This is a genomic window from Pseudoxanthomonas koreensis, from assembly GCF_010093225.1.
In the GTDB taxonomy this organism is placed as follows: Bacteria; Pseudomonadota; Gammaproteobacteria; order Xanthomonadales; family Xanthomonadaceae; genus Pseudoxanthomonas; species Pseudoxanthomonas koreensis.
In genome coordinates, this window is record NZ_PDWM01000017.1 from 1 (window position 1) to 18,651 (window position 18,651).

General features: G+C 70.9%; 16 protein-coding genes and 2 tRNA genes. 11 read left to right on the plus strand and 7 right to left on the minus strand.

Going from position 1 to position 18,651, the window contains the following annotated elements:
* Window positions 1-263 precede the first annotated feature (263 nt).
* The 8 genes from CSC64_RS06980 to CSC64_RS07015 all read left to right on the plus strand — a co-directional run bounded on the left by CSC64_RS06980 (window position 264) and on the right by CSC64_RS07015 (window position 8,635).
* Complete coding sequence (locus tag CSC64_RS06980; protein WP_162434610.1) at window positions 264-764, plus strand: CinA family protein; 501 nt, start codon at window positions 264-266, stop codon at window positions 762-764.
* 40 nt (window positions 765-804) lie between these two features.
* Complete coding sequence (gene ubiB / locus CSC64_RS06985) at window positions 805-2,487, plus strand: 2-polyprenylphenol 6-hydroxylase (RefSeq protein WP_162434611.1); 1,683 nt, start codon at window positions 805-807, stop codon at window positions 2,485-2,487.
* 178 nt (window positions 2,488-2,665) lie between these two features.
* Window positions 2,666-3,325 (plus strand): transcriptional repressor LexA, encoded by a 660-nt coding sequence (lexA, locus tag CSC64_RS06990; protein ID WP_162434612.1) that lies wholly within the window; start codon window positions 2,666-2,668, stop codon window positions 3,323-3,325.
* Between the two features lie 172 nt (window positions 3,326-3,497).
* Entirely contained in the window at window positions 3,498-4,529 is a 1,032-nt protein-coding gene (gene recA / locus CSC64_RS06995) for a recombinase RecA (protein ID WP_162434613.1), read from the plus strand.
* Window positions 4,530-4,763: 234 nt separating this feature from the next.
* The gene (gene recX / locus CSC64_RS07000; RefSeq protein WP_238389797.1) at window positions 4,764-5,237 is read left to right on the plus strand and encodes a recombination regulator RecX; all 474 of its coding nucleotides are present in this window, start codon (window positions 4,764-4,766) and stop codon (window positions 5,235-5,237) included.
* Window positions 5,238-5,419: 182 nt separating this feature from the next.
* Complete coding sequence (gene alaS, locus CSC64_RS07005) at window positions 5,420-8,071, plus strand: alanine--tRNA ligase (RefSeq protein WP_162434615.1); 2,652 nt, start codon at window positions 5,420-5,422, stop codon at window positions 8,069-8,071.
* Window positions 8,072-8,253: 182 nt separating this feature from the next.
* A complete protein-coding gene (csrA, locus tag CSC64_RS07010) occupies window positions 8,254-8,463 on the plus strand; it encodes a carbon storage regulator CsrA (protein WP_162434616.1) in 210 nt (69 codons plus the stop codon).
* A 79-nt stretch (window positions 8,464-8,542) separates the two neighbouring features.
* Window positions 8,543-8,635: transfer RNA gene (locus tag CSC64_RS07015), tRNA-Ser, on the plus strand.
* A 64-nt stretch (window positions 8,636-8,699) separates the two neighbouring features.
* On the opposite strand, the gene CSC64_RS07020 is transcribed toward CSC64_RS07015, so the two are convergent.
* Together CSC64_RS07020 and CSC64_RS07025 are read right to left on the minus strand one after the other, a co-directional pair.
* Window positions 8,700-9,944 carry a BamA/TamA family outer membrane protein gene (locus CSC64_RS07020; RefSeq protein ID WP_162434617.1) on the minus strand — a complete coding sequence of 415 codons (1,245 nt, stop codon included), beginning with the start codon at window positions 9,942-9,944 and terminating at the stop codon, window positions 8,700-8,702.
* Window positions 9,945-10,002: 58 nt separating this feature from the next.
* Window positions 10,003-12,474: a hypothetical protein gene (locus CSC64_RS07025; protein ID WP_162434618.1), complete on the minus strand. Its 2,472-nt coding sequence runs from the start codon at window positions 12,472-12,474 to the stop codon at window positions 10,003-10,005.
* A gap of 277 nt (window positions 12,475-12,751) precedes the next feature.
* Between CSC64_RS07025 and CSC64_RS07030 the strand changes: the two genes are divergently transcribed.
* Genes CSC64_RS07030 through CSC64_RS07040 form a run of 3 tightly spaced genes read left to right on the plus strand, consistent with a single transcriptional unit; the run spans window position 12,752 to window position 14,670 of the window.
* Complete coding sequence (locus CSC64_RS07030) at window positions 12,752-13,516, plus strand: DUF2092 domain-containing protein (RefSeq protein WP_238389798.1); 765 nt, start codon at window positions 12,752-12,754, stop codon at window positions 13,514-13,516.
* A gap of 1 nt (window position 13,517) precedes the next feature.
* On the plus strand, window positions 13,518-14,066 hold the full coding sequence (locus CSC64_RS07035; protein WP_162434620.1) for a hypothetical protein: 549 nt from the start codon (window positions 13,518-13,520) through the stop codon (window positions 14,064-14,066).
* Between the two features lie 49 nt (window positions 14,067-14,115).
* Window positions 14,116-14,670, plus strand: coding sequence for a DUF4136 domain-containing protein (locus CSC64_RS07040; RefSeq protein ID WP_162434621.1), 555 nt, complete (start codon window positions 14,116-14,118; stop codon window positions 14,668-14,670).
* Between the two features lie 59 nt (window positions 14,671-14,729).
* Here CSC64_RS07040 and CSC64_RS07045 read toward each other — a convergent pair.
* The 5 genes from CSC64_RS07045 to CSC64_RS07065 form a co-directional block, all read right to left on the minus strand.
* A tRNA-Arg gene (locus tag CSC64_RS07045) sits at window positions 14,730-14,806 on the minus strand.
* 40 nt (window positions 14,807-14,846) lie between these two features.
* Window positions 14,847-15,713, minus strand: coding sequence for an alpha/beta hydrolase family protein (locus tag CSC64_RS07050; RefSeq protein WP_162434622.1), 867 nt, complete (start codon window positions 15,711-15,713; stop codon window positions 14,847-14,849).
* Window positions 15,710-16,531: a bifunctional hydroxymethylpyrimidine kinase/phosphomethylpyrimidine kinase gene (thiD, locus tag CSC64_RS07055; protein WP_162434623.1), complete on the minus strand. Its 822-nt coding sequence runs from the start codon at window positions 16,529-16,531 to the stop codon at window positions 15,710-15,712. The genes CSC64_RS07050 and thiD overlap by 4 nt, the downstream gene beginning before the upstream one ends.
* Window positions 16,532-16,535: 4 nt before the next feature.
* Window positions 16,536-18,260, minus strand: a complete 1,725-nt coding sequence (locus CSC64_RS07060; RefSeq protein WP_162434624.1) for a SulP family inorganic anion transporter — start codon at window positions 18,258-18,260, stop codon at window positions 16,536-16,538.
* Window positions 18,260-18,541, minus strand: a complete 282-nt coding sequence (locus tag CSC64_RS07065; protein WP_238389799.1) for a helix-turn-helix domain-containing protein — start codon at window positions 18,539-18,541, stop codon at window positions 18,260-18,262. The genes CSC64_RS07060 and CSC64_RS07065 overlap by 1 nt, the downstream gene beginning before the upstream one ends.
* Window positions 18,542-18,651: the final 110 nt, after the last annotated feature.

Genomic DNA, 18,651 nt, shown 5'->3' on the forward strand with positions numbered 1-18,651 from the left:
GTATATGGCCCAAGTGGCACATGGATGTGCCACGGCCCTTCGTAAAGACAGGATGTCGTCCCGAAGGGTGGGCCATATACCCAAGGTGCGGCGGCCCCCGCCGGAGCCGACGCTTTGAAGACTTCCAGACGCGGCGGCCCCCGCCGGAGCCGGAGCTGTTGCTTTTCCGCGCCGCCGGCCCCGGCAAGCCGAAAGCCCACGGGGCAGACACACGCCGGCGTTTCGGCTAAAACGGTCGGCGACCCCACCCGCCCCCGACGTCGATGCAGACACCCACCGACGCGCAGCTGCGCGAACAGGCCCACGCGCTGGGCGAGCGCCTGCGCACCCAGCGCGAATCCCTGGTCACCGCCGAAAGCTGCACCGGCGGCTGGATCGCCAAATGCCTGACCGACGTCGTCGGCTCCTCGGACTGGTTCGACTGCGGCATGGTCGTGTACAGCTACGAGGCCAAGCAGGCGCTGCTGGGCGTGCACCCGCAGACCCTGGAACTGCACGGCGCGGTGAGCCGCGAGACCGCGATCGAGATGGTTTCCGGCGCGCTGGTGAATTCCGGCGCCAGCGTCGCGGTCGCGGTGACCGGCATCGCCGGGCCCGGCGGCGGCAGCGCCGACAAGCCGGTGGGCACGGTCTGGATCGCCTGGAAGCGACGCGGCGGTTACGCCCACGCCGAGGTGTTCCACTTCGACGGCGACCGCGAGGCGGTGCGCCGGCAGACCGTGGATCGCGCGCTGCAGGGCATCGCCGGGTCGCTGCCGGCATGAACACGACCCGCGGCGCGATGCGGCGAAGGGAGCGGGCCTGATGTGGGAGACGCTCGGCACCGTCCGCGACCTGGGCAGGCTGCAGCAGATCGCCTCGGTGCTGGTCGGCTACGGTTTCGGCGACATGGTCCGACGCATCGGCCTGGCCGGTGCGCTGGAACGCGCCGGGCGCCTGCTGCACTGGCAGGACCCGGAGGCGATGGCGCACATGGCCCCTCCCGAACGCGTGCGCCGCGCGCTGGAGGACCTGGGCCCGACCTTCGTCAAGCTCGGCCAGGTGCTGGCCACGCGCGTGGACCTGTTCCCGCCGGAATGGATCGTCGAACTGGGCAAGCTGCAGAACGCGGTGCCGGCGCTGCCGTTCGCGCAGGTGCGGCCGCAGCTGGTCGAGGACCTGGGCGCCGAACCGGAAGAAGTGTTCGCGCAACTGGACGAAACTCCGCTGGCCGCCGCCTCGCTGGCCCAGACCCACCGCGCCTGGCTGGCCGACGGCACCGCGGTGGTGCTGAAGATCCGCCGGCCCGGCATCCGCGACACGGTCGAGGCCGACCTGCGCCTGCTGGCGCGGCTGGCCGAGATCGTCGAGGCGCAGGCGCCGGACCTGCAGCGCTACCGCCCGCGCGAGGTGGTGCAGCAGTTCGCGCAATCGCTGCGCCGCGAACTGGACTTCGCCGCCGAATGCCGCAACGCCGAGCGCATCGCCGCCAACTTCGCCGGCCACGACGGGATCGTGGTGCCGCGCGTGCACTGGCAATGGACCAGCGAGCGGCTCAACGTGCAGGACTTCGTCGCCGGCATCCCCGGGCCGGACCTGGCCGCGGTCGATGCGGCGGGACTGGACCGTCGCCGGCTGGCCCGGGAAGGCGCGGGCATCGTGCTGAAGATGGTGCTGGAGGACGGCTTCTTCCACGCCGACCCGCACCCGGGGAACATCTTCTACCTGCCAGGTGACCGCATCGGCGTGATCGATTTCGGCATGGTCGGGCGGCTGTCCGAGCAGCGCCGCGTGCAGATCGTGCAGCTGCTGCACGGCCTGGTCGAGCGCGAGGCCGAGGCGGTCACCGACGTGCTGATGGAGTGGGGCGAGGGCGCGGGCGAAACCGACGAGACCCGCCTGCAGGCCGACATCGGCGCCTTCGTCGACCAGTACCGCGGGGTGCCGCTGAAGGACCTGCGGATGGGCGCGATGCTGCTGGACGTGACCACGATCCTGCGCGAGCACGGCCTGAGCCTGCCGCCGGACCTGGCGCTCATGATCAAGGCGTTCCTGACCCTGGAAGGGTTGGGCCGGCAGCTGGACCCGGATTTCGACATGGCCGGGGCCGCGCGCCCGTACGTGGAGAAGGTGCTGCTGCAGCGCTATTCGCCGCGCGCGCTGCTGCGCCGTGGCCGCCGCGGCGCGATCGACGCGCTGGAACTGGCCGGCGACCTGCCGCGCGAACTGCGCCGCCTGCTGCGCGCGGCGCGGCGCGGGCGGCTGAACATGCAGATCGAGGTGACCTCGCTGAAGGCCTTCGGCGACCAGGTCGACCGCGCCGCCAACCGCCTGACCATGGGCGTGGTCACCGCCGCCCTGGTGATCGGCTCGTCGATCGTGATGAACAGCGCCGGCGGCGGCGTGCCCAGCCGCTGGCTGCTGGCGCTGGGGGCCCTGGGCTTCGTCGGCGCCGCCCTGATCGGCATGTGGATCCTGCTCTCGATCTGGCGCAGCGGCCGGCGCTGAGGAAAGGCGCGAACCGGAAGCAACGGTGTTGTAGGAGCGGGCATGACCGCGACCCGGTCGTCGGAACCATGACGCCGTCCCCTGTGCCGACGCCGGGTCGCGGCCATGTCCGCTCCTACAGGGGCAAACATGGCGCCCCCCTTGCGGCCCACCAGCGTTAGTAGTATTACTACTAACCATGGACACGCTCACCGACACCCAGCAGGCCATCCTCGCCCTGATCGCCGAACGCATCGAGGCCGAGGGCATGCCGCCGTCGCAGGCCGAGATCGCCCGCGCTTTCGGCTTCAAGGGCGTGCGCGCGGCGCAGTACCACCTGGAGGCGCTGGAAGCGGCCGGGGCGATCGAGCGGGTGCCGGGGCGGGCGCGCGGGATCCGGGTGAAGCAACTGCCGCCGGCGGTGCAGCCGGAGCTGGCGCTGCCGCCGGCGGTCAATGACGACGACGCGCTGCGCCTGCCGGTGCTTGGCCGGGTCGCTGCCGGCCTGCCGATCGGCGCCGACGCGCCGGCCGACCTGGCCGAGAGCTTCGTGGTCCTGGACCGGGTGCTGTTCTCGCCCTCGCCGGACTACCTGCTCAAGGTCCAGGGCGACTCGATGCGCGACGAGGGGATCTTCGACGGCGACCTGATCGGCGTACACCGCACCCGCGACGCGCGCTCGGGCCAGATCGTGGTGGCGCGGGTGGACGAGGAGATCACGGTCAAGCTGCTGAAGATCGGCAAGGACCGCATCCGCCTGCTGCCGCGCAATCCGGACTACGCCCCGATCGAGGTGCTGCCGGACCAGGACTTCGCCATCGAGGGCCTGTATTGCGGCCTGGTCAGGCCGAACCGCTGATGGGCGTTTTTCCTGCCGGCCGCGAGGTGTTTCCCCACGGCCGGCGGCGCGCCGCGGCGATGGGCCGGTCCCCCGGCGGCGACTAGTTTCGATTTCCCCGGCCAGGTCGCAGCCTGTGCGACCGGGCCTCCGCAGACTTCGCACCACACCACTGACACCCGAGGACTTCCAGATGGACGAGAACAAGAAGCGCGCCCTTGCCGCGGCCCTGAGCCAGATCGACAAGCAGTTCGGCAAGGGTTCGGTGATGCGCATGGGCGACCGCGCGATCGAGGCGGTCGAGGTCGTCCCGACCGGCTCGCTGATGCTGGACATCGCCTTGGGCATCGGCGGCCTGCCGAAGGGCCGCGTGGTCGAGATCTACGGGCCGGAGTCCTCGGGCAAGACCACCCTGACCCTGCAGGCCATCGCCGAATGCCAGAAGCAGGGCGGCACCGCCGCCTTCATCGACGCCGAGCACGCGCTGGACCCGGTCTACGCGGCCAAGCTGGGCGTCAACGTCGACGACCTGCTGCTGTCGCAGCCGGACACCGGCGAGCAGGCGCTGGAGATCGCCGACATGCTGGTGCGCTCTGGCTCGATCGACATCCTGGTGGTCGACTCGGTCGCCGCGCTGACGCCGAAGGCGGAGATCGAGGGCGAGATGGGCGACCAGCTGCCCGGCCTGCAGGCGCGCCTGATGAGCCAGGCACTGCGCAAGCTGACCGGCAACATCAAGCGCTCCAACACCCTGGTGGTGTTCATCAACCAGCTGCGCATGAAGATCGGCGTGATGATGCCGGGCCAGAGCCCGGAGGTGACCACGGGCGGCAATGCGCTGAAGTTCTACGCCTCGGTGCGCCTGGACATCCGTCGCATCGGCGCGATCAAGAAGGGCGACGAGATCATCGGCAACCAGACCAAGATCAAGGTGGTCAAGAACAAGCTGGCGCCCCCGTTCAAGCAGATCGTCACCGAGATCCTGTACGGCGAGGGCATCAGCCGCGAGGGCGAGCTGATCGACATGGGCGTGGACGCCAAGCTGGTCGACAAGTCCGGCGCCTGGTACGGCTACAACGGCGAGCGCATCGGCCAGGGCAAGGACAACTCGCGCCAGTATCTGCGCGAGAACCCGGCGGTGGCGGCGAAGCTCGAGGCCGAACTGCGCGAGAAGTTCCAGCCCGAGCAGGGCGCGCGCGAGGAAGGCGAGGGCGACGACGAGTAAGCGGCGGCGCGCAGGCGCTGCCATCGGTTCCGTCTCCCCGCCGGAGCGCTGTCAGTGGCGTGATGGCGGGGAGCGGTCTCCGGAGGCCAGGAGGGCAGGCGCCACGGACGGCGCACATCTTGCAGTGGAGCGATGAGCCAGGATCCGCACGGAAACGATCGCCTGCCGGGCGATGACGGGACGCAGGACGAGGTTCCGGAAGGGACGGGCGCGCCGGTTGCGGGTGACGCCGCCGTGCCGGGTCGCCGTCGCAGCCGGCGGCCGCCACCGACGCCGGTGCAGCGTGCGCTGGGCCTGCTGGTGCGCCGCGAGCATTCGCGCAAGGAGCTGGCCCGCAAGCTGGCCGCGCGCGGGGTCGAGGCCGGAGAGGCCGCCGCGGCGGTCGAGCGCCTGGCCAGCGAGGGTTGGCAGGACGACACCCGTTTCGCCGAAGCGCTGGTCCGCGGCCGCGCCGGCGCCGGCTACGGCCCGCTCTACATCCGCGCCGAACTGGGGACCCATGGCCTGGGCGGGGAGGCCATCGCCGCCGCGCTGGAAGGCTACGGGGGCGATTGGACCGCCATCGCCCGCGACCTGGTCCGGCGCCGCTTCGGCCCGGCCGGTCCGCTCGACCTGGCCCAGCGCCGCAAGGCCGCCGACCTGCTGGCGCGCCGCGGTTTCGACGGCGACAGCATCCGCGCCGCCAGCCGTTTCGATCCGGACGACTGACGCGCCGGTACCCGGGCCGGCCATCGCCGCCACGCCCGCGTTCATCCCGGCGTTCACCCCGCACTCCCGGCATCCGTGGGCCACGCCCCACGCTCTGCTACCCTTTGCAGGTTGAATTTCCCGTCCCGCCGGGCGGCCCCAGGGCCATGTCCGGCCGCGACCCGTCCGCCAGCCGAAGCCAGATGACCGCCTCCAGCCCCGCCTACACCACCGCCCGCATCCGCAGCGATTTCCTCGAATTCTTCCAGGGCAAGGGCCACACCATCGTGCCCTCGGCCCCGCTGGTGCCGGGCAACGACCCGACCCTGCTGTTCACCAACTCGGGCATGGTCCAGTTCAAGGACGTGTTCCTGGGCGCGGAGAAGCGCAGCTACGTGCGCGCGGCCGACGTCCAGCGCTGCCTGCGCGCCGGCGGCAAGCACAACGACCTCGATTCGGTCGGCTACACCGCCCGCCACCACACCTTCTTCGAGATGCTGGGCAACTGGTCGTTCGGCGACTACTTCAAGAAGGACGCGATCGCCTGGGCCTGGGAACTGCTGACCGGGGTGTGGAAGCTGCCGGCCGAGCGCCTGCTGGTCACCGTCTACCACAACGACGACGAGGCCTATGCGCTGTGGCGCGACATGGTCGGCGTGCCCGAGGAGCGCATCGTCCGCATTGGCGACAACAAGGGCGCGCCGTACGCCTCGGACAATTTCTGGCAGATGGCCGACACCGGCCCCTGCGGTCCGTGTACCGAGATCTTCTACGACCACGGCGCGCACATCGCCGGCGGTCCGCCGGGCTCGCCTGACGAGGACGGCGACCGCTTCATCGAGATCTGGAACCTGGTGTTCATGCAGTTCGACAAGCAGCCGGACGGCACCCTGGTGCCGCTGCCGGCGCCGTGCGTGGACACCGGCATGGGCCTGGAGCGGCTGGCCGCGATCCTGCAGCACGTGCACTCCAACTACGAGATCGACCTGTTCCAGGCGCTGATCGGCCACGCCGCCCGGCTCACCGGCACCGCCGACCTGGAGAACAAGTCGCTGCGGGTGATCGCCGACCACATCCGCGCCAGCGCCTTCCTGATCGTCGACGGCGTGCTGCCGTCGAACGAGGGCCGCGGCTACGTGCTGCGCCGGATCATCCGCCGCGCCCTGCGCCACGGCTGGATGCTGGGCGTGCGCGAGCCGTTCTTCCACCAGCTGGTGCCGACCCTGTCGGCGCTGATGGGCGAGGCTTACCCGGAACTTCCGGAGGCGCAGTCCACCGTCGAGCGCGCGCTCAAGGCCGAAGAGGAGCGCTTCGCCGAAACGCTCGACGCCGGCATGAAGATCTTCGAGGACGTCGCTGCGCGTGCGGCCGACGGCACCATCCCTGGCGTGGATGCGTTCCGCCTGTACGACACCTACGGCTTCCCGCTGGACCTGACCCAGGACATCGCCCGCGAGCGTGGCCTGGGCGTGGACGTTGCCGGTTTCGACGCGGCGATGGAGCAGCAGCGCGAGACGGCACGCGCGGCCGGCAAGTTCGGCGGTGGCGTGCAGCTGCCGGCCGACCTGGTCGCCACCCTGCAGCCGACCGTATTCCTCGGCTATGACCAGCTGCAGGCCGGCGACCTCAAGGTCGTGGCCCTGCTGCGCGACGGTCGCCCGGTCGAGTCGGCCGCAGCCGGCGACGACGTCATCGTGCTCACCGATCACACCCCGTTCTACGCCGAGTCCGGCGGCCAGGTCGGCGACACCGGCACCCTGGAGGCGCCGCGCGTGCGCATCGACGTGGCCGACACGCACAAGTTCGCCGGCCAGTTCCACGGCCACCTCGGCCGCGTCGCCGAAGGTTCGATCAAAGTCGGCGACGTGCTGTCCGGCGCGGTCGACGGTGCCCGCCGCGCCACCATCATCCTCAACCACTCCGCCACCCACCTGCTGCACGGCGCCCTGCGTGGCCTGCTCGGCACCCACGTGGCGCAGAAGGGCTCGCTGGTCGCGCCCGACCGCCTGCGCTTCGACTTTTCGCACTTCCAGCCCGTCGCCGGCGAGGAACTGGCGGCGATCGAGCGCATGGTCAACGACGAGGTCCGCGCCAACCACGAGGTCGTGATCCGGCAGATGGGCATCCAGGAAGCGCTGGACATGGGCGCGATGGCGCTGTTCGGCGAGAAGTACGGCGAGCGCGTGCGCGTGGTGAAGATGGGCGAGTCGGTCGAGCTGTGCGGCGGTACCCATGTCGGCCGCACCGGCGACATCGGCTTCTTCCGTATCGTCTCCGAGGGCGGCGTCTCCGCCGGCGTGCGCCGGATCGAGGCGGTGACCGGGCAGGGCGCGCTGGACCATGCCGCCGCCGAAGGCCGCAGCCTGGACGAGGCCGCCGCCGTGCTCGGCGGCAGCCGCGCCGACGTGGTCGAGAAGGCGCGCTCGCTGGCCGAGCGCATCCGCAGGCTGGAGCGCGAGATCGAGTCGTTCAAGGCGAAGGCCGCCAGCAGCGCCGCCGCCGATCTGGCGTCGGCCGCGGTGGACGTGGGCGGGATCAAGGTCCTCGCCGCGCGCCTGGAGGGCATCGACGCCAAGGGCCTGCGTGAGGCGGTGGACCGGCTCAAGCAGCAGCTCGGCGACACCGTGGTGGTGCTCGCCGGGGCGCAGGAAGGCAAGGCCGCGCTGGTCGCAGGCGTGAACGGAGCCGCAACGGGCAAGGTCAAGGCCGGCGAACTTCTGGCCCACGTGGCCGGTCGTATCGGAGGCAAGGGCGGTGGTCGCCCGGACCTCGCCCAGGGTGGTGGCGAGGACGGGCCCGCCCTTGCCCTTGCCCTCGACGAGGTTCACGCCTGGGTCGGCCAGCGCCTGCAGTAGGGCGCTGGCGCCCGGGCCACCAGTTCCGGTACGCCGCCTTGCGGGCCTTGCCCGGTTCGCGGCGGCAGCAGTACGATCCGGCACTTGTTGCGGTTTCGTGCGCGGCGGATGTGGACGCGCATGCCCCAGCCAGGGGCCATGCGCAGGCCGGCGAAGGGATGCCGGCGCAAAGGAGATAGACAATGCTGATTCTTACCCGCCGCGTAGGCGAAACCCTGATGATCGGTGATTCGATCAGCGTTACCGTGCTCGGGGTCAAGGGCAACCAGGTGCGGATCGGCATCACCGCGCCGAAGGACGTGGCCGTACACCGCGAGGAGATCTACCAGCGGATCCAGCGCGGCGAGGCGCCGGGCACCGCGGGCGAGGGCGAGGGCGATCCGGCCGCCTGAGCGGAAACGTTTGCCGCGAATGGGCCCAGACGGTATCCTTTGCGGCCCGCGGGCGCCCCAGGCGCTGCGCGGGTCGAACGGAGTGATGCCCGAGAGGCCGAAGGGGCTCCCCTGCTAAGGGAGTATAGGGTCAAAAGCTCTATCGAGGGTTCGAATCCCTCTCACTCCGCCAGTTCGAAAAAGCAGGAAATTCCCGTCGAAGCCGCCTCCGCCAGGCGGCTTCTTCGTTTCCGGCCTCAGCGCCAGGCGCTGCCGAACTGGACGATCGCAGTCCGGTCTTCCGGCCCCCAGGCGTAGTCCAGGCCCATGTACAGCCCCAGCCGGCGCGCGACCAGGTAGCGCACGCCCAGGCCCTTGCTGACCGCGGTCGATGCGTCGCCGAAGCCGGCGCGCTCGCCCCAGGCGCGGCCTGCGCCGGCGAAGCCGATCCCGGCCCAGCGCGGGGTGAGGTTCCAGCGCAGCTCGGTCTCCAGTACGGCGACGGTCTCGTCCTGGTAGCGCGCCGAGGCGATGCCGCGCAGGTCGATGAAGGGCAGGCGGTAGAACGGCACGTCGCCATCGGCATGGCGCAGGTCCGCGCGCCCGCCCAGCACCAGCTGCGTACCGAGCGGCCAGTAGCCGTAGCCGTGCGCACGGTAGTACTGGAAGGTCACGTCGCTGCCGAGCCGGGTCAGGTAGGCGTTGCCCTGGGCCATCGCCAGGTAGCCGCGCGATGGGGTGAAGGTGTTGTCGCGGCTGTCGTACTCCAGGGCCAGGCCCAGACCCGAATTGACCTGCGCGAAATCGACATCGTCGAACAGCGGGCGCTGCCCCTGGTCCTGCAGCCGCGGATCCAGGTCGGTGTAGATCCACTGCGCCGACAGGAACAGTTCCTGGTCGCCGATCCGACGCGAAACCTGCTGCATCGAACCCAGGCCGGTCAGGTTCACCGCCACCCGCGTCTCCGGCAACACGCCACCGCCGGTGAAGAAATCGATGTTGAAATCGGCGTCGGCCACGCCGCCCTTGTAGCGCCAGGTGTCCTCGCGGAAGTGCAGGATGCCGCCGCCGCCGTAGGCCTTGCTGCCGTTCTCGGTCTTCATCACCAGCGCGCCCATCAGGTTCGGCGCGATCATCTGCGTGCTGCCGTCCGACGCGGTGCGCGTGCTCGGCGCGCCCTTGGGCCGGTGGAAGAAGGCGAACACGATGCCGCCGCCGTAGCCCAGCGCCGGATCGGTGATGACGATCGGCACCGGCAGGAAACCGTGCCGCTCCAGCAGCCACTTCGACATGTCGAAGCCACCATCGTGCGGGTCGCGGAAGGTGGACGCGCCGTCCTTGCCGTCCGCGCCATCACCAGACGCGGCATCACCAGACGCGGCATCACCAGCCACAGCCACGGGCGGCCCGCCATGGCCGGTGGGCTCGCCCGCCTGCAGTCCCGGCGCCGCGGCGCAGGCCGCCAGCGCTATCCACGCCAGGCAGGCGGCACGGGGCGTCATCGCAGCCCGTGCCGCCGGCCGCCGCGAGCCGCCGGCTTCGGCGACCGCCGGCCAGCCCTCAACGCCGGCGACCACCGCCACCCATCGGCCTGGAGAACCCGCCTGCAGGGCGCGAGAATCCGCCCGCCGGACGCGAATAGCCACCGGCCGGCCGCTGCGTGGCGCCGCTGTTCGAGCGCTGGTAGCCGCCCTCGCGCGCAGCGCGGTCGCGGACCAGGTCGTTGCGGGTCTGGCTGTCGATGTCGCCGCGCTTGGGCTCGGGCCGGTTGACCTCCTGCCACTCGCCGTCCTGGTAGTGGTAGACGTTGCCGTCCTTGCCGGCGAAGACCTCGTCGTTGATCTTGGCCACGCCGCCGCGGTCGAACTCGCCGGTGTCGGTGTTGTAGCGGTAGCCGCCGGCACCGCTGATATCGACCCGCTGGCCGTCGCTGTTGATCGCGCCCGCGCCCGCTGCGCCTTCCGGGCCGGACACCTTGCCCGCCGCCATCTCGGTGGTGCGGCCGGTTTCGGTGTTGACCACCGTGCGCGTGCCGCCGGCAGCCTTCTGCCCGGTATAGGGGTTGTAGGCCGCGCCGCCGGTGCCGCCGACCACGCGCCCGGTCTCCGGGTTGTAGCGGATGCCCTGGGCGGCGGCGCTGGTGGTGCCGGTGTAGACGTTTGTGTTGACGTAGCCACGGCCGGCGCCGCGCCCGCCGGTGCGCTCGTTGTGGTAGCCGCCGCGGTAGCCGCGGCCGACGTTGCCGGTGTACGGGTTGGCCCAGGCCGCGCCGGTGCCGGCGACCACTGCATTGCCCCAGCGTCCGTAGAAGTTCCAGGCGCCGGCGCCGCCCCACCAGCCACCCGGATAACCCCACCACGGGCCCCACCACGGGTACCAGGGGTAATAGCCCCAGCCGAAGCCGAAGCTCCAGCCCGCATACGAGCTCCAGCCGAAGTACACGCCCATGCCGTAGGTGGCCGGGCAGCCGTACCAGTAGTCGTAGATCCACGGGTCGCAGTAGTAGCCGGTGCCGTAGACGACCACGCCGTTGCTGGCCACCGTGCCGTAGTAGCCGGGGGTGTAGCCGACATACACATCGTCGCCCTCGCCGCCGTACACGCGCACGTAGGTGACGTAGTGCAGCGGCGAGCTGATCGGGATCGAATAGATTTCCGGCGGCACGCTGTCGGCCACGCGCCAGGGGCCGGTGGCGGCGGTTGCGGTGAACCAGACGCCCTTGTCCACCGCGTAGTACGCGCCGCCCGGCACCAGGATCACCGGCACCGGCGTATTGGCCGCGTACTGCAGCCTGGTGCCGTCGATGGCCTCGAATTTCGGTTCGCCGTCGTACTTCACCTCCAGCCTGGCCTCGTTGCGGTCGACCGTGGCCGTCTGCGGGATGCTGTTGGCGATCAGCGACTCGAACGCCTCCGGGGTGCCGGCGATCGAGGCCAGCACGCTGCCCTTGGGGCTGTCCGGCGGGATCCTGGCGAAGTCCACCGGCAGCTTGTCGGAGGCGACGTGCTGCCACGGTCCGCGGCTGGACGCGGAGGTGAACCAGCGGCCCGACACCAGCACGTACCAGGCGTTGCCCTTGGCGCCGTTGATGATCACGTCGGCGCGGGTGTTGGCGATGTAGCTCAGCGAGGTGCCCGGGATCGGCGCGAACTGCGGGTCGCCGTCGACCACGATCAGCTCGGCCGGGCCGGTGCGCACCAGGATGTCGGGGAAACCACCGGATGCGAGCAGCTTCTCCAGCGAGTCCGGCGGATCGTCCAGGGTGTCGACCAGGTGCTGGCCGGCGGCCTGGTCGGCCGCGGCCTGCAGCGATTTGTCGACCTTGTCGACCCGGCTCCACGGGCCTTCCAAGGCCGCCGCGCTGGCCCAGCGGCCGGCGATCCGGGTGTAGTAACGGCCGTCGCGCAACAGCAGCAGCGAGCGGCTGTTGATCACCCGCTGCACGCCGTCCATCGAGGTCTGCCGCAACGCCGGCTTGCCATCGACCAGCAGCAGCTGGGTGGGCTTGAACGCGATCACGATCTCCGGCGGCACGTTCTTCACCGGCAGCGAGGCCGGCTGCTTGTCCGCCTGGCTTACCGCCAGCGCGGACTCGAGCTGGTCCAGGTCGATGGTGAAGGTGGCGCCATCGCGGACCACGCTGCGGACCATGGCCAGGTACTTGTCCTGGTCGGGGATCGCGGTCGGGAAGCTGGCGCGGTCGAACGTGGCATTGCGCAGCACGACCTCGCGGGCCTCCTTGTCCACTTCGGTGAGCGCGCTGAACCAGACCACGCCGTAGTCGAGGTTGTCGACCGGCTTGCCGTCGGCGTCGGTGGCGGTGCCGCTCTTCACCGACACCGCGAAACGGCCCTTGAGCCGGTTGCCTTCCCAGCTTTCCATCTGCGGCTGGTAGACGGTGAAGGGCGTGTTGGAGGCGCTGTACTGGCGCGGGAAGGGGCGCGCGTCGATCGAGCTCGGCGCGGCGCACAATGCGGGCAGGGACAGCACCAGAAGCAGGAGGCCGGCGATCAGGGAAGATGTGCGTCGCATGTGTTCCTCCGGCAGTGCCAGACAGGTGGTTGTAAAGGCCGCGTGAACCGGAGCGGCGGAACGCCTCCGTGCGGCTCGTTCCGTGCCTGCGCGTCCCGCGCGCCGGCCGGGCGATGCTCCATGCGCATCATCGCTAGCCGCGGCGCCGGCTGCATTGGTCCTTGGGCCTATTTGTCGCGCGACGGCCGCGGAATTACGATCCGGGACGCCACCGTCCGTACCGGGAGTTGAGATGACTCGGCCCAGTCGATACCTGCAGTTCATGGTCGCCGGTTGCATGGCACTGGCAGTGCCGGCCATCGCGCCCGCCGCCCGCGCCGCAGCTCCCGCAGCCCCCGCTGCAGCGGGGACGGAGGCGGCGGTCGATCCGGCCGCGGTCGCCGCGCTGGAGAAGATGGGGCGCGCCCTGCGCGGCCTGGGCCAGTTCGAGGTCGTGTCCGACGCCAGCATCGAGCTGGTGCTCGAGAACGGGCAGAAGATCGAGATCGACCAGGACATCCGCTACCGGGCGCGCACCCCCGACCGGCTGCGGGTCGACATGAGCAACGACAGCTACGACCGCCAGGTGTTTTTCGACGGCAGGCAGCTGACGGTGTGGGCGCCGCAGCTGAACTATTACGCCACCGTCGACACCGAGGCGCGCACGCTCGGCCAGCTGGTGACCAACGCCGCGAGCCGCTACGGGCTGGCGTTGCCGCTGACCGACCTGTTCCTGTGGGGCACCGAAGCGGCGCCGCTGGCGGCCATCACCACCGCGTTCCGGGTGGGCGACGGCATCGTCGACGGCGATCGCGTCGAGCACTGGGCCTTCCGCCAGGAAGGCGCGGACTGGCAGGTGTGGATCTCGAAGGATTCATCGCTGCCGCGCAAGCTGGTGATCGTCGGCCAGGACGATCCGGCGTTGCCGGAGTTCAGCGCCGTGCTGCACTGGGACACGAAGACCCCGATCACCGATGCGACGTTCGCCTTCGCGCCGCCGGCCGATGCCAACCGGATCAGGCTGGTGCCGGTGCACGCGGCGCTGGAAGGCAAGGAGGACTGACATGCACGCATGTTCCCGCGGAACCCTGGGCCTGGCCGTGTCGTTGCTGCTGGTGGCGGCCGGCGCGCTGGCGCCGGTCATGCAGGCCGAAGCCGCGCGCCCGGGCACCCGGGCCAGCGCCAGCGGCAACGTCAACCGGCCGGTGCAGGCACAGCGCGGGCACGCCGAGGCCGGCGCGCGCAGCACCGCGCAGGGCGGCGGGCGCGCCGCCAGCGCCAATGCCAACCGCAATACCAGCACGAACCGCAACACCAGCGTCAGCCGCAGCAGCAACGTCAACATCGACAGCAGTCGCGAGGTCCACATCGACGTCGACGACGGCTGCTGCCACGGCGACCACTGGGACGACCATCCGGTGGCGACCGCGGCCGCGGTGACCGGCGCGGTGGCGCTCACCTCGGCGGTGATCGGTTCGATCGTCAACACGGTACCGCCCGGCTGCGTGCCGGTCATGGTCAACGGCATGACCTACCAGCAGTGCGGTTCAACCTGGTACCAGCCGCAGTACGCCGGTACCGCCGTGCAATACGTGGTCGTACCCGCGCCCTGAGCGGCGCGGGACGATTCCAGGCCAGCATCAGACCCAATGGAGGAATGACATGAAGCGTTTCGTACTCGTCGCAGCCGCGATCCTGATGATGGCCGGCTGCGCCAGCACGCCGACCGTGCACACCGACGCGGACCCGTCGGCGAACTTCAGCAGCTACCGCACCTACACCTGGCTGAGCAAGCCCGAGCAGCAGGGCGTGTCGCCGCTGGCTTCGCAGCGGATCGTGGAGTACGTGAACGCGCAGCTGCACGCCAAGGGCTGGACCGAGGCGGCCAATGGCGACGTGGCCGTGGTCGCGCACGTGGCCACCAAGCAGCAGCAGAGCCTGGACACCATGTATTCGGGCCCGATGTACGGCGGCTGGGGCTGGGGCCCGGGCTGGTACGGCGGCATGGGCATGGGCAGCTCCACCACCCACGTCCGCACCTATACGGTGGGCACGCTGATCATCGACCTGTTCGACACCCAGACCAAGCAGGCGATCTGGCGCGGTACCGCCAGCGACACGGTGCCGGACGATCCGGCCAAGGTGGATGCGCTGGTGCGGGCCGGCATCGCCGACATGTTCGCCGGCTTCCCGCCGGGCAGCGCGCCGGCGAAGTAAGGCGCCGCTGCGGAGGCAAAAAGAAGGGCCGGCGACATGAGTCACCGGCCCTTTGCAAATGGCGCGCCCGGAGAGATTCGAACTCCCGACCGCCTGGTTCGTAGCCAGGTACTCTATCCAGCTGAGCTACGGGCGCGTTTCAAGGCGCGGAATTATGCGTGAGCTTCCGGCGGCCGTCAATCGTCCGCGCCGGTTCCGGCTCCGAGTCCTTCAGCCAGGGTCGTGGCGACCGCGTCCGGGTGCCGCATCCAGCTGAAGTGATCGGCCGGCGCCTGCAGCGTTGCCGCATCCAGGTGCGTGATCCGCACCGGCGCATGCGGCAGCTTGGCCAGCAGCGCGTGCAGCGAGTCGCCCGGTGCCAGCCAGTCGTCGGCCAGCAGCACGCCATGGGCCGGCACGTGCAGCCGTGCGATGCCTGCCTCGAGGTCGCGGTCGAGGCCGGCGGCCGCGTAGCGGTTGCCCAGGCCGACCCGCGCCCAGTCGGCGATCAGGCTGCGCGCCTCGTTGCCGCCGAACCCCAGCCGCCGGCCCGGCAGCGTGCCGTGCCGCCGCGCCAGCCAGGGCAGGAAGCGGTACAGCGATGGCAGCAGCCAGCGCCGCGGCGGCGGGAAGCTGCGCCAGTACGGCGTGCCGCTGGCGACCAGCCACAGGCCGGCGAAGGCCTGCGGATGCTGGCCGGCGAAGCAGCAGGACAGCTGGCCGCCGAGGCTGTGGCCGCCGAGCAGCAGCGGGGTGCCGTCGTCGGGCAGTGCCGCGTGGCTGGCAGGAAGGTCCAGCGTGAGCAGTTCGCGATAGCCCCAGTCCTGTTCGCGCGACGGGCGCAGCGAACTGCTGCCGTTGCCGCGCCATTCGTGCAGGTGGGTGGCGATGCCTTGCCTGGCCAGTGCCTCGGCCAGCGGCAGGTAGTGGCGCGCAGCCACGCCCAGCGCCGGCAGCCACAGCAGTCGCGCGCGCGGCCGCGCCGGTGCATGCGCGAGCAGGGTCCAGCGGTGGCCGTCGGCGGCGGCTACGGTCGCCTCGGTGGCTCCGTTGGCCTCGATCATCTGCACGGCATCGTCGCGAAGTGGTCGAGCACCACCACCTCGCCGCGGCCGGGGCGGTAGCCGCCGAGCAGCGCCGCATGCACGTAGCCGGTCGCCGCCGCGCAGGCTTCGCGCAGCGGCAGGCCGCGGGCGAGGTTGGCGGCGATCGCCGAGGCGAGGGTGCAGCCGGTGCCGTGTGCTTCCAGGCGCAGCCGCGGATGCGCGGTGCGCTGCTCGCCTTCGGCATCGGCAAGGATGTCGACCACCTCGCCCGGCCCGGCCAGGTGTCCGCCCTTGAGCAGCACCGCCGGTGCGCCGAGCGCGCGCAGCGCCGCGGCCGCGGCGGACATCGCGGCCAGGTCGTCGATCTTCCAGCCCAGCAGCAGTTCGGCTTCCGGCAGGTTCGGGGTGAGCACGGTGGCCAGCGGCAGCAGCCGCGTGCGCAGCGCGTGCAGGGCGTCTTCCTGCAGCAGGCGCGCGCCGCTGGTGGCGACCATCACCGGATCCACCACCACGTGCGCGGGGCGGTGCCGTTCCAGCGCGCGGGCGACGGCCTCGATGACGTCGGCGCTGGCGAGCATGCCCAGCTTGACCGCGCCGATGCGGAAGTCGTCGAAGCATGCATCGATCTGCGCGTCGAGGAAATCCAGCGGCGGCACGTGCACCGCGGTCACCCCGCGGGTGTGCTGTGCGGTCAGTGCGGCCAGCGCCGACAGCCCGTGCACGCCGTGCGCGGCGAAGGTCTTCAGGTCGGCCTGGATGCCGGCACCGCCGCCGGAATCGGAGCCGGCGATGGTGAGGACGGAGACGGGGCGGATATCGTTCGGGTCGGCGGCCATGCCGCTATTCTGCACCGGCGCGCGTGGCCGGGGCGTGCCCGCCGTCCTCGAGCAGCGAAGCGGCCATCTGCAGGGCGCGGTCGAAGTTGGAGACGAAGTGCACCTGCGCGTGCATCGCGCCGAAGTCCATGTCGGCCAGGACCCGGTTCGGCTGCGGCTGCAGCCCGGACACGACCAGCACGATGCCGCGCCGCGCGCAGCGCCGGGCCAGGTTCGCCAGCGCGTGCACGCCGCTGGCGTCGACGATCGGCACCAGGCGCATGCGCAGGATGAACACCTTCGGCGGGTCGACGAACTGGTCGAGCAGGCTGTCGAGCCGGTTGGCCGCGCCGAAGAACAGCGGGCCGCTGATCTGGAAGGCCTCCACGCCCTTGGGCAGGCGCAGGCGCTGGCTTTCGTCGGCGGCGCGCTGCGGGTCGGCGTACAGGTCGTCGTCGGTGGCGCGCACGCCCGAGCTGATCTCCACGCTCTCGGCCATGCGGTACATGAAGATCAGCGTCGCGGTGACCAGGCCGGCCTGGATGGCGACGGTCAGGTCGAAGAACACGGTCAGGCCGAAGGTCAGCAGCAGCACCAGGCGATCGCCCCACGGCGCCGAGAGGGTGTGGCGGAAGTGCTGGTACTCGCTCATGTTCCAGGCCACCACCAGCAGCACCGCCGACAGCGCCGGCAGTGGCACGTAGCGCATCAGCGGAGCCAGGGCCAGCATGAACAGCAGCAGGAACCCGGCGTGCAGCATGCCGGCCATCGGCGAGCGTCCACCGGCGCGGATGTTGGTCGCGGTGCGCGCGATCGCGCCGGTCGCCGGCAGGCCGCCGAACAGCGCCGAGCCGACGTTGGCCACGCCCTGCGCGACCAGCTCGCCGTTGGAACGGTGGCGCCCGCCGGTCATGCCGTCGGCGACCACCGCCGACAGCAGCGACTCGACGCCGGCGAGGAAGGCGATGGTGAACGAACTGGGCAGCAGCTCCAGGGTGCGTTCGAAGGGGATGTGCGGGAAATCGAAGGCCGGCAGTGCCGACGGCAGCGCGCCGAAGCGGCTGCCGATGGTTTCGGCCGGCAGGGCGAAGGCCAGGCACGCGCCGGTGCAGGCCAGCAGCGCGATCAGGAAGCCGGGCCAGTTCGGCTTCCAGCGGCGCAGGCCGAAGATCACCACCAGCCCCAGCACGGTCAATGCGACCGCGGCCGGCTGGGTAGTGGCGATGTGCTGGGCGTAGGCGGTCCAGCGCGGAACGAACTCGGCCGGCACCGACTCCATCCGCAGGCCGAGCGCGTCCTTGACCTGGCTGGAGAAGATGCTGACCGCGATGCCGGCGGTGAAGCCGGGGGTCACCGGCTGCGGCATGTACTTCATCAGCGTGCCCAGCCGCAGCAGGCCGGCGGCGATGAGCATCAGCCCGGCCAGCAGCGTGCACAGCACCAGGCCGCCGAAGCCGAACCTCTCGATCACCACGAACACGACCGGGATGAACGCCGCGGTCGGCCCGCCGATCTGCACCCGCGAGCCGCCCAGCGCCGAGATCAGGAAGCCGGCGATGATCGCGGTGTACAGGCCCTTTTCCGGGCCGGTACCGCTGGCGATGGCCAGGGCCATGGCCAGCGGCAGGGCGACGATCGCCACGGTCAGGCCGGCGACGGCGTCGGCGCGCAGGTCGCCCCAGCCGTAGCCTTCGCGCAAGGTGGTCAGCAGCTTCGGTTCGAACTGGCGCAGGTAGCGTCGGGTGTCCATCAGGCTGGCTCCTTCAGGCGCACGCCGCGGCCCTGCGCCTGGCTGGGCTGGCCGGGGCCGATCAGTTCGACCCCGGAAGCATCGAGCGCGTCGATCACCTTCACCAGCGTGTCGACCACGCCGCGCACGGTGCCGTCGCTGGCTTCCATGCGCTGGATGGTGGGCAGGGAAACGCCGGCCATCGCGGCCAGGCTGCGCTGGTCGATGCCCAGCAGGGCGCGTGCGGCGCGCAGCTGCGCGGCGGTGATCATGGTGGCGGCCTCGGTGGGGACCTGCCGCATTCTGGAGCCATGGGGCGTGATGATGCAATCACCATAAGTCTATGGTGATGTATAAAACATCATTCCAGTGGGCCGGATGGAGGCTGCCGGCACCGGTGGCACCCGCTTCC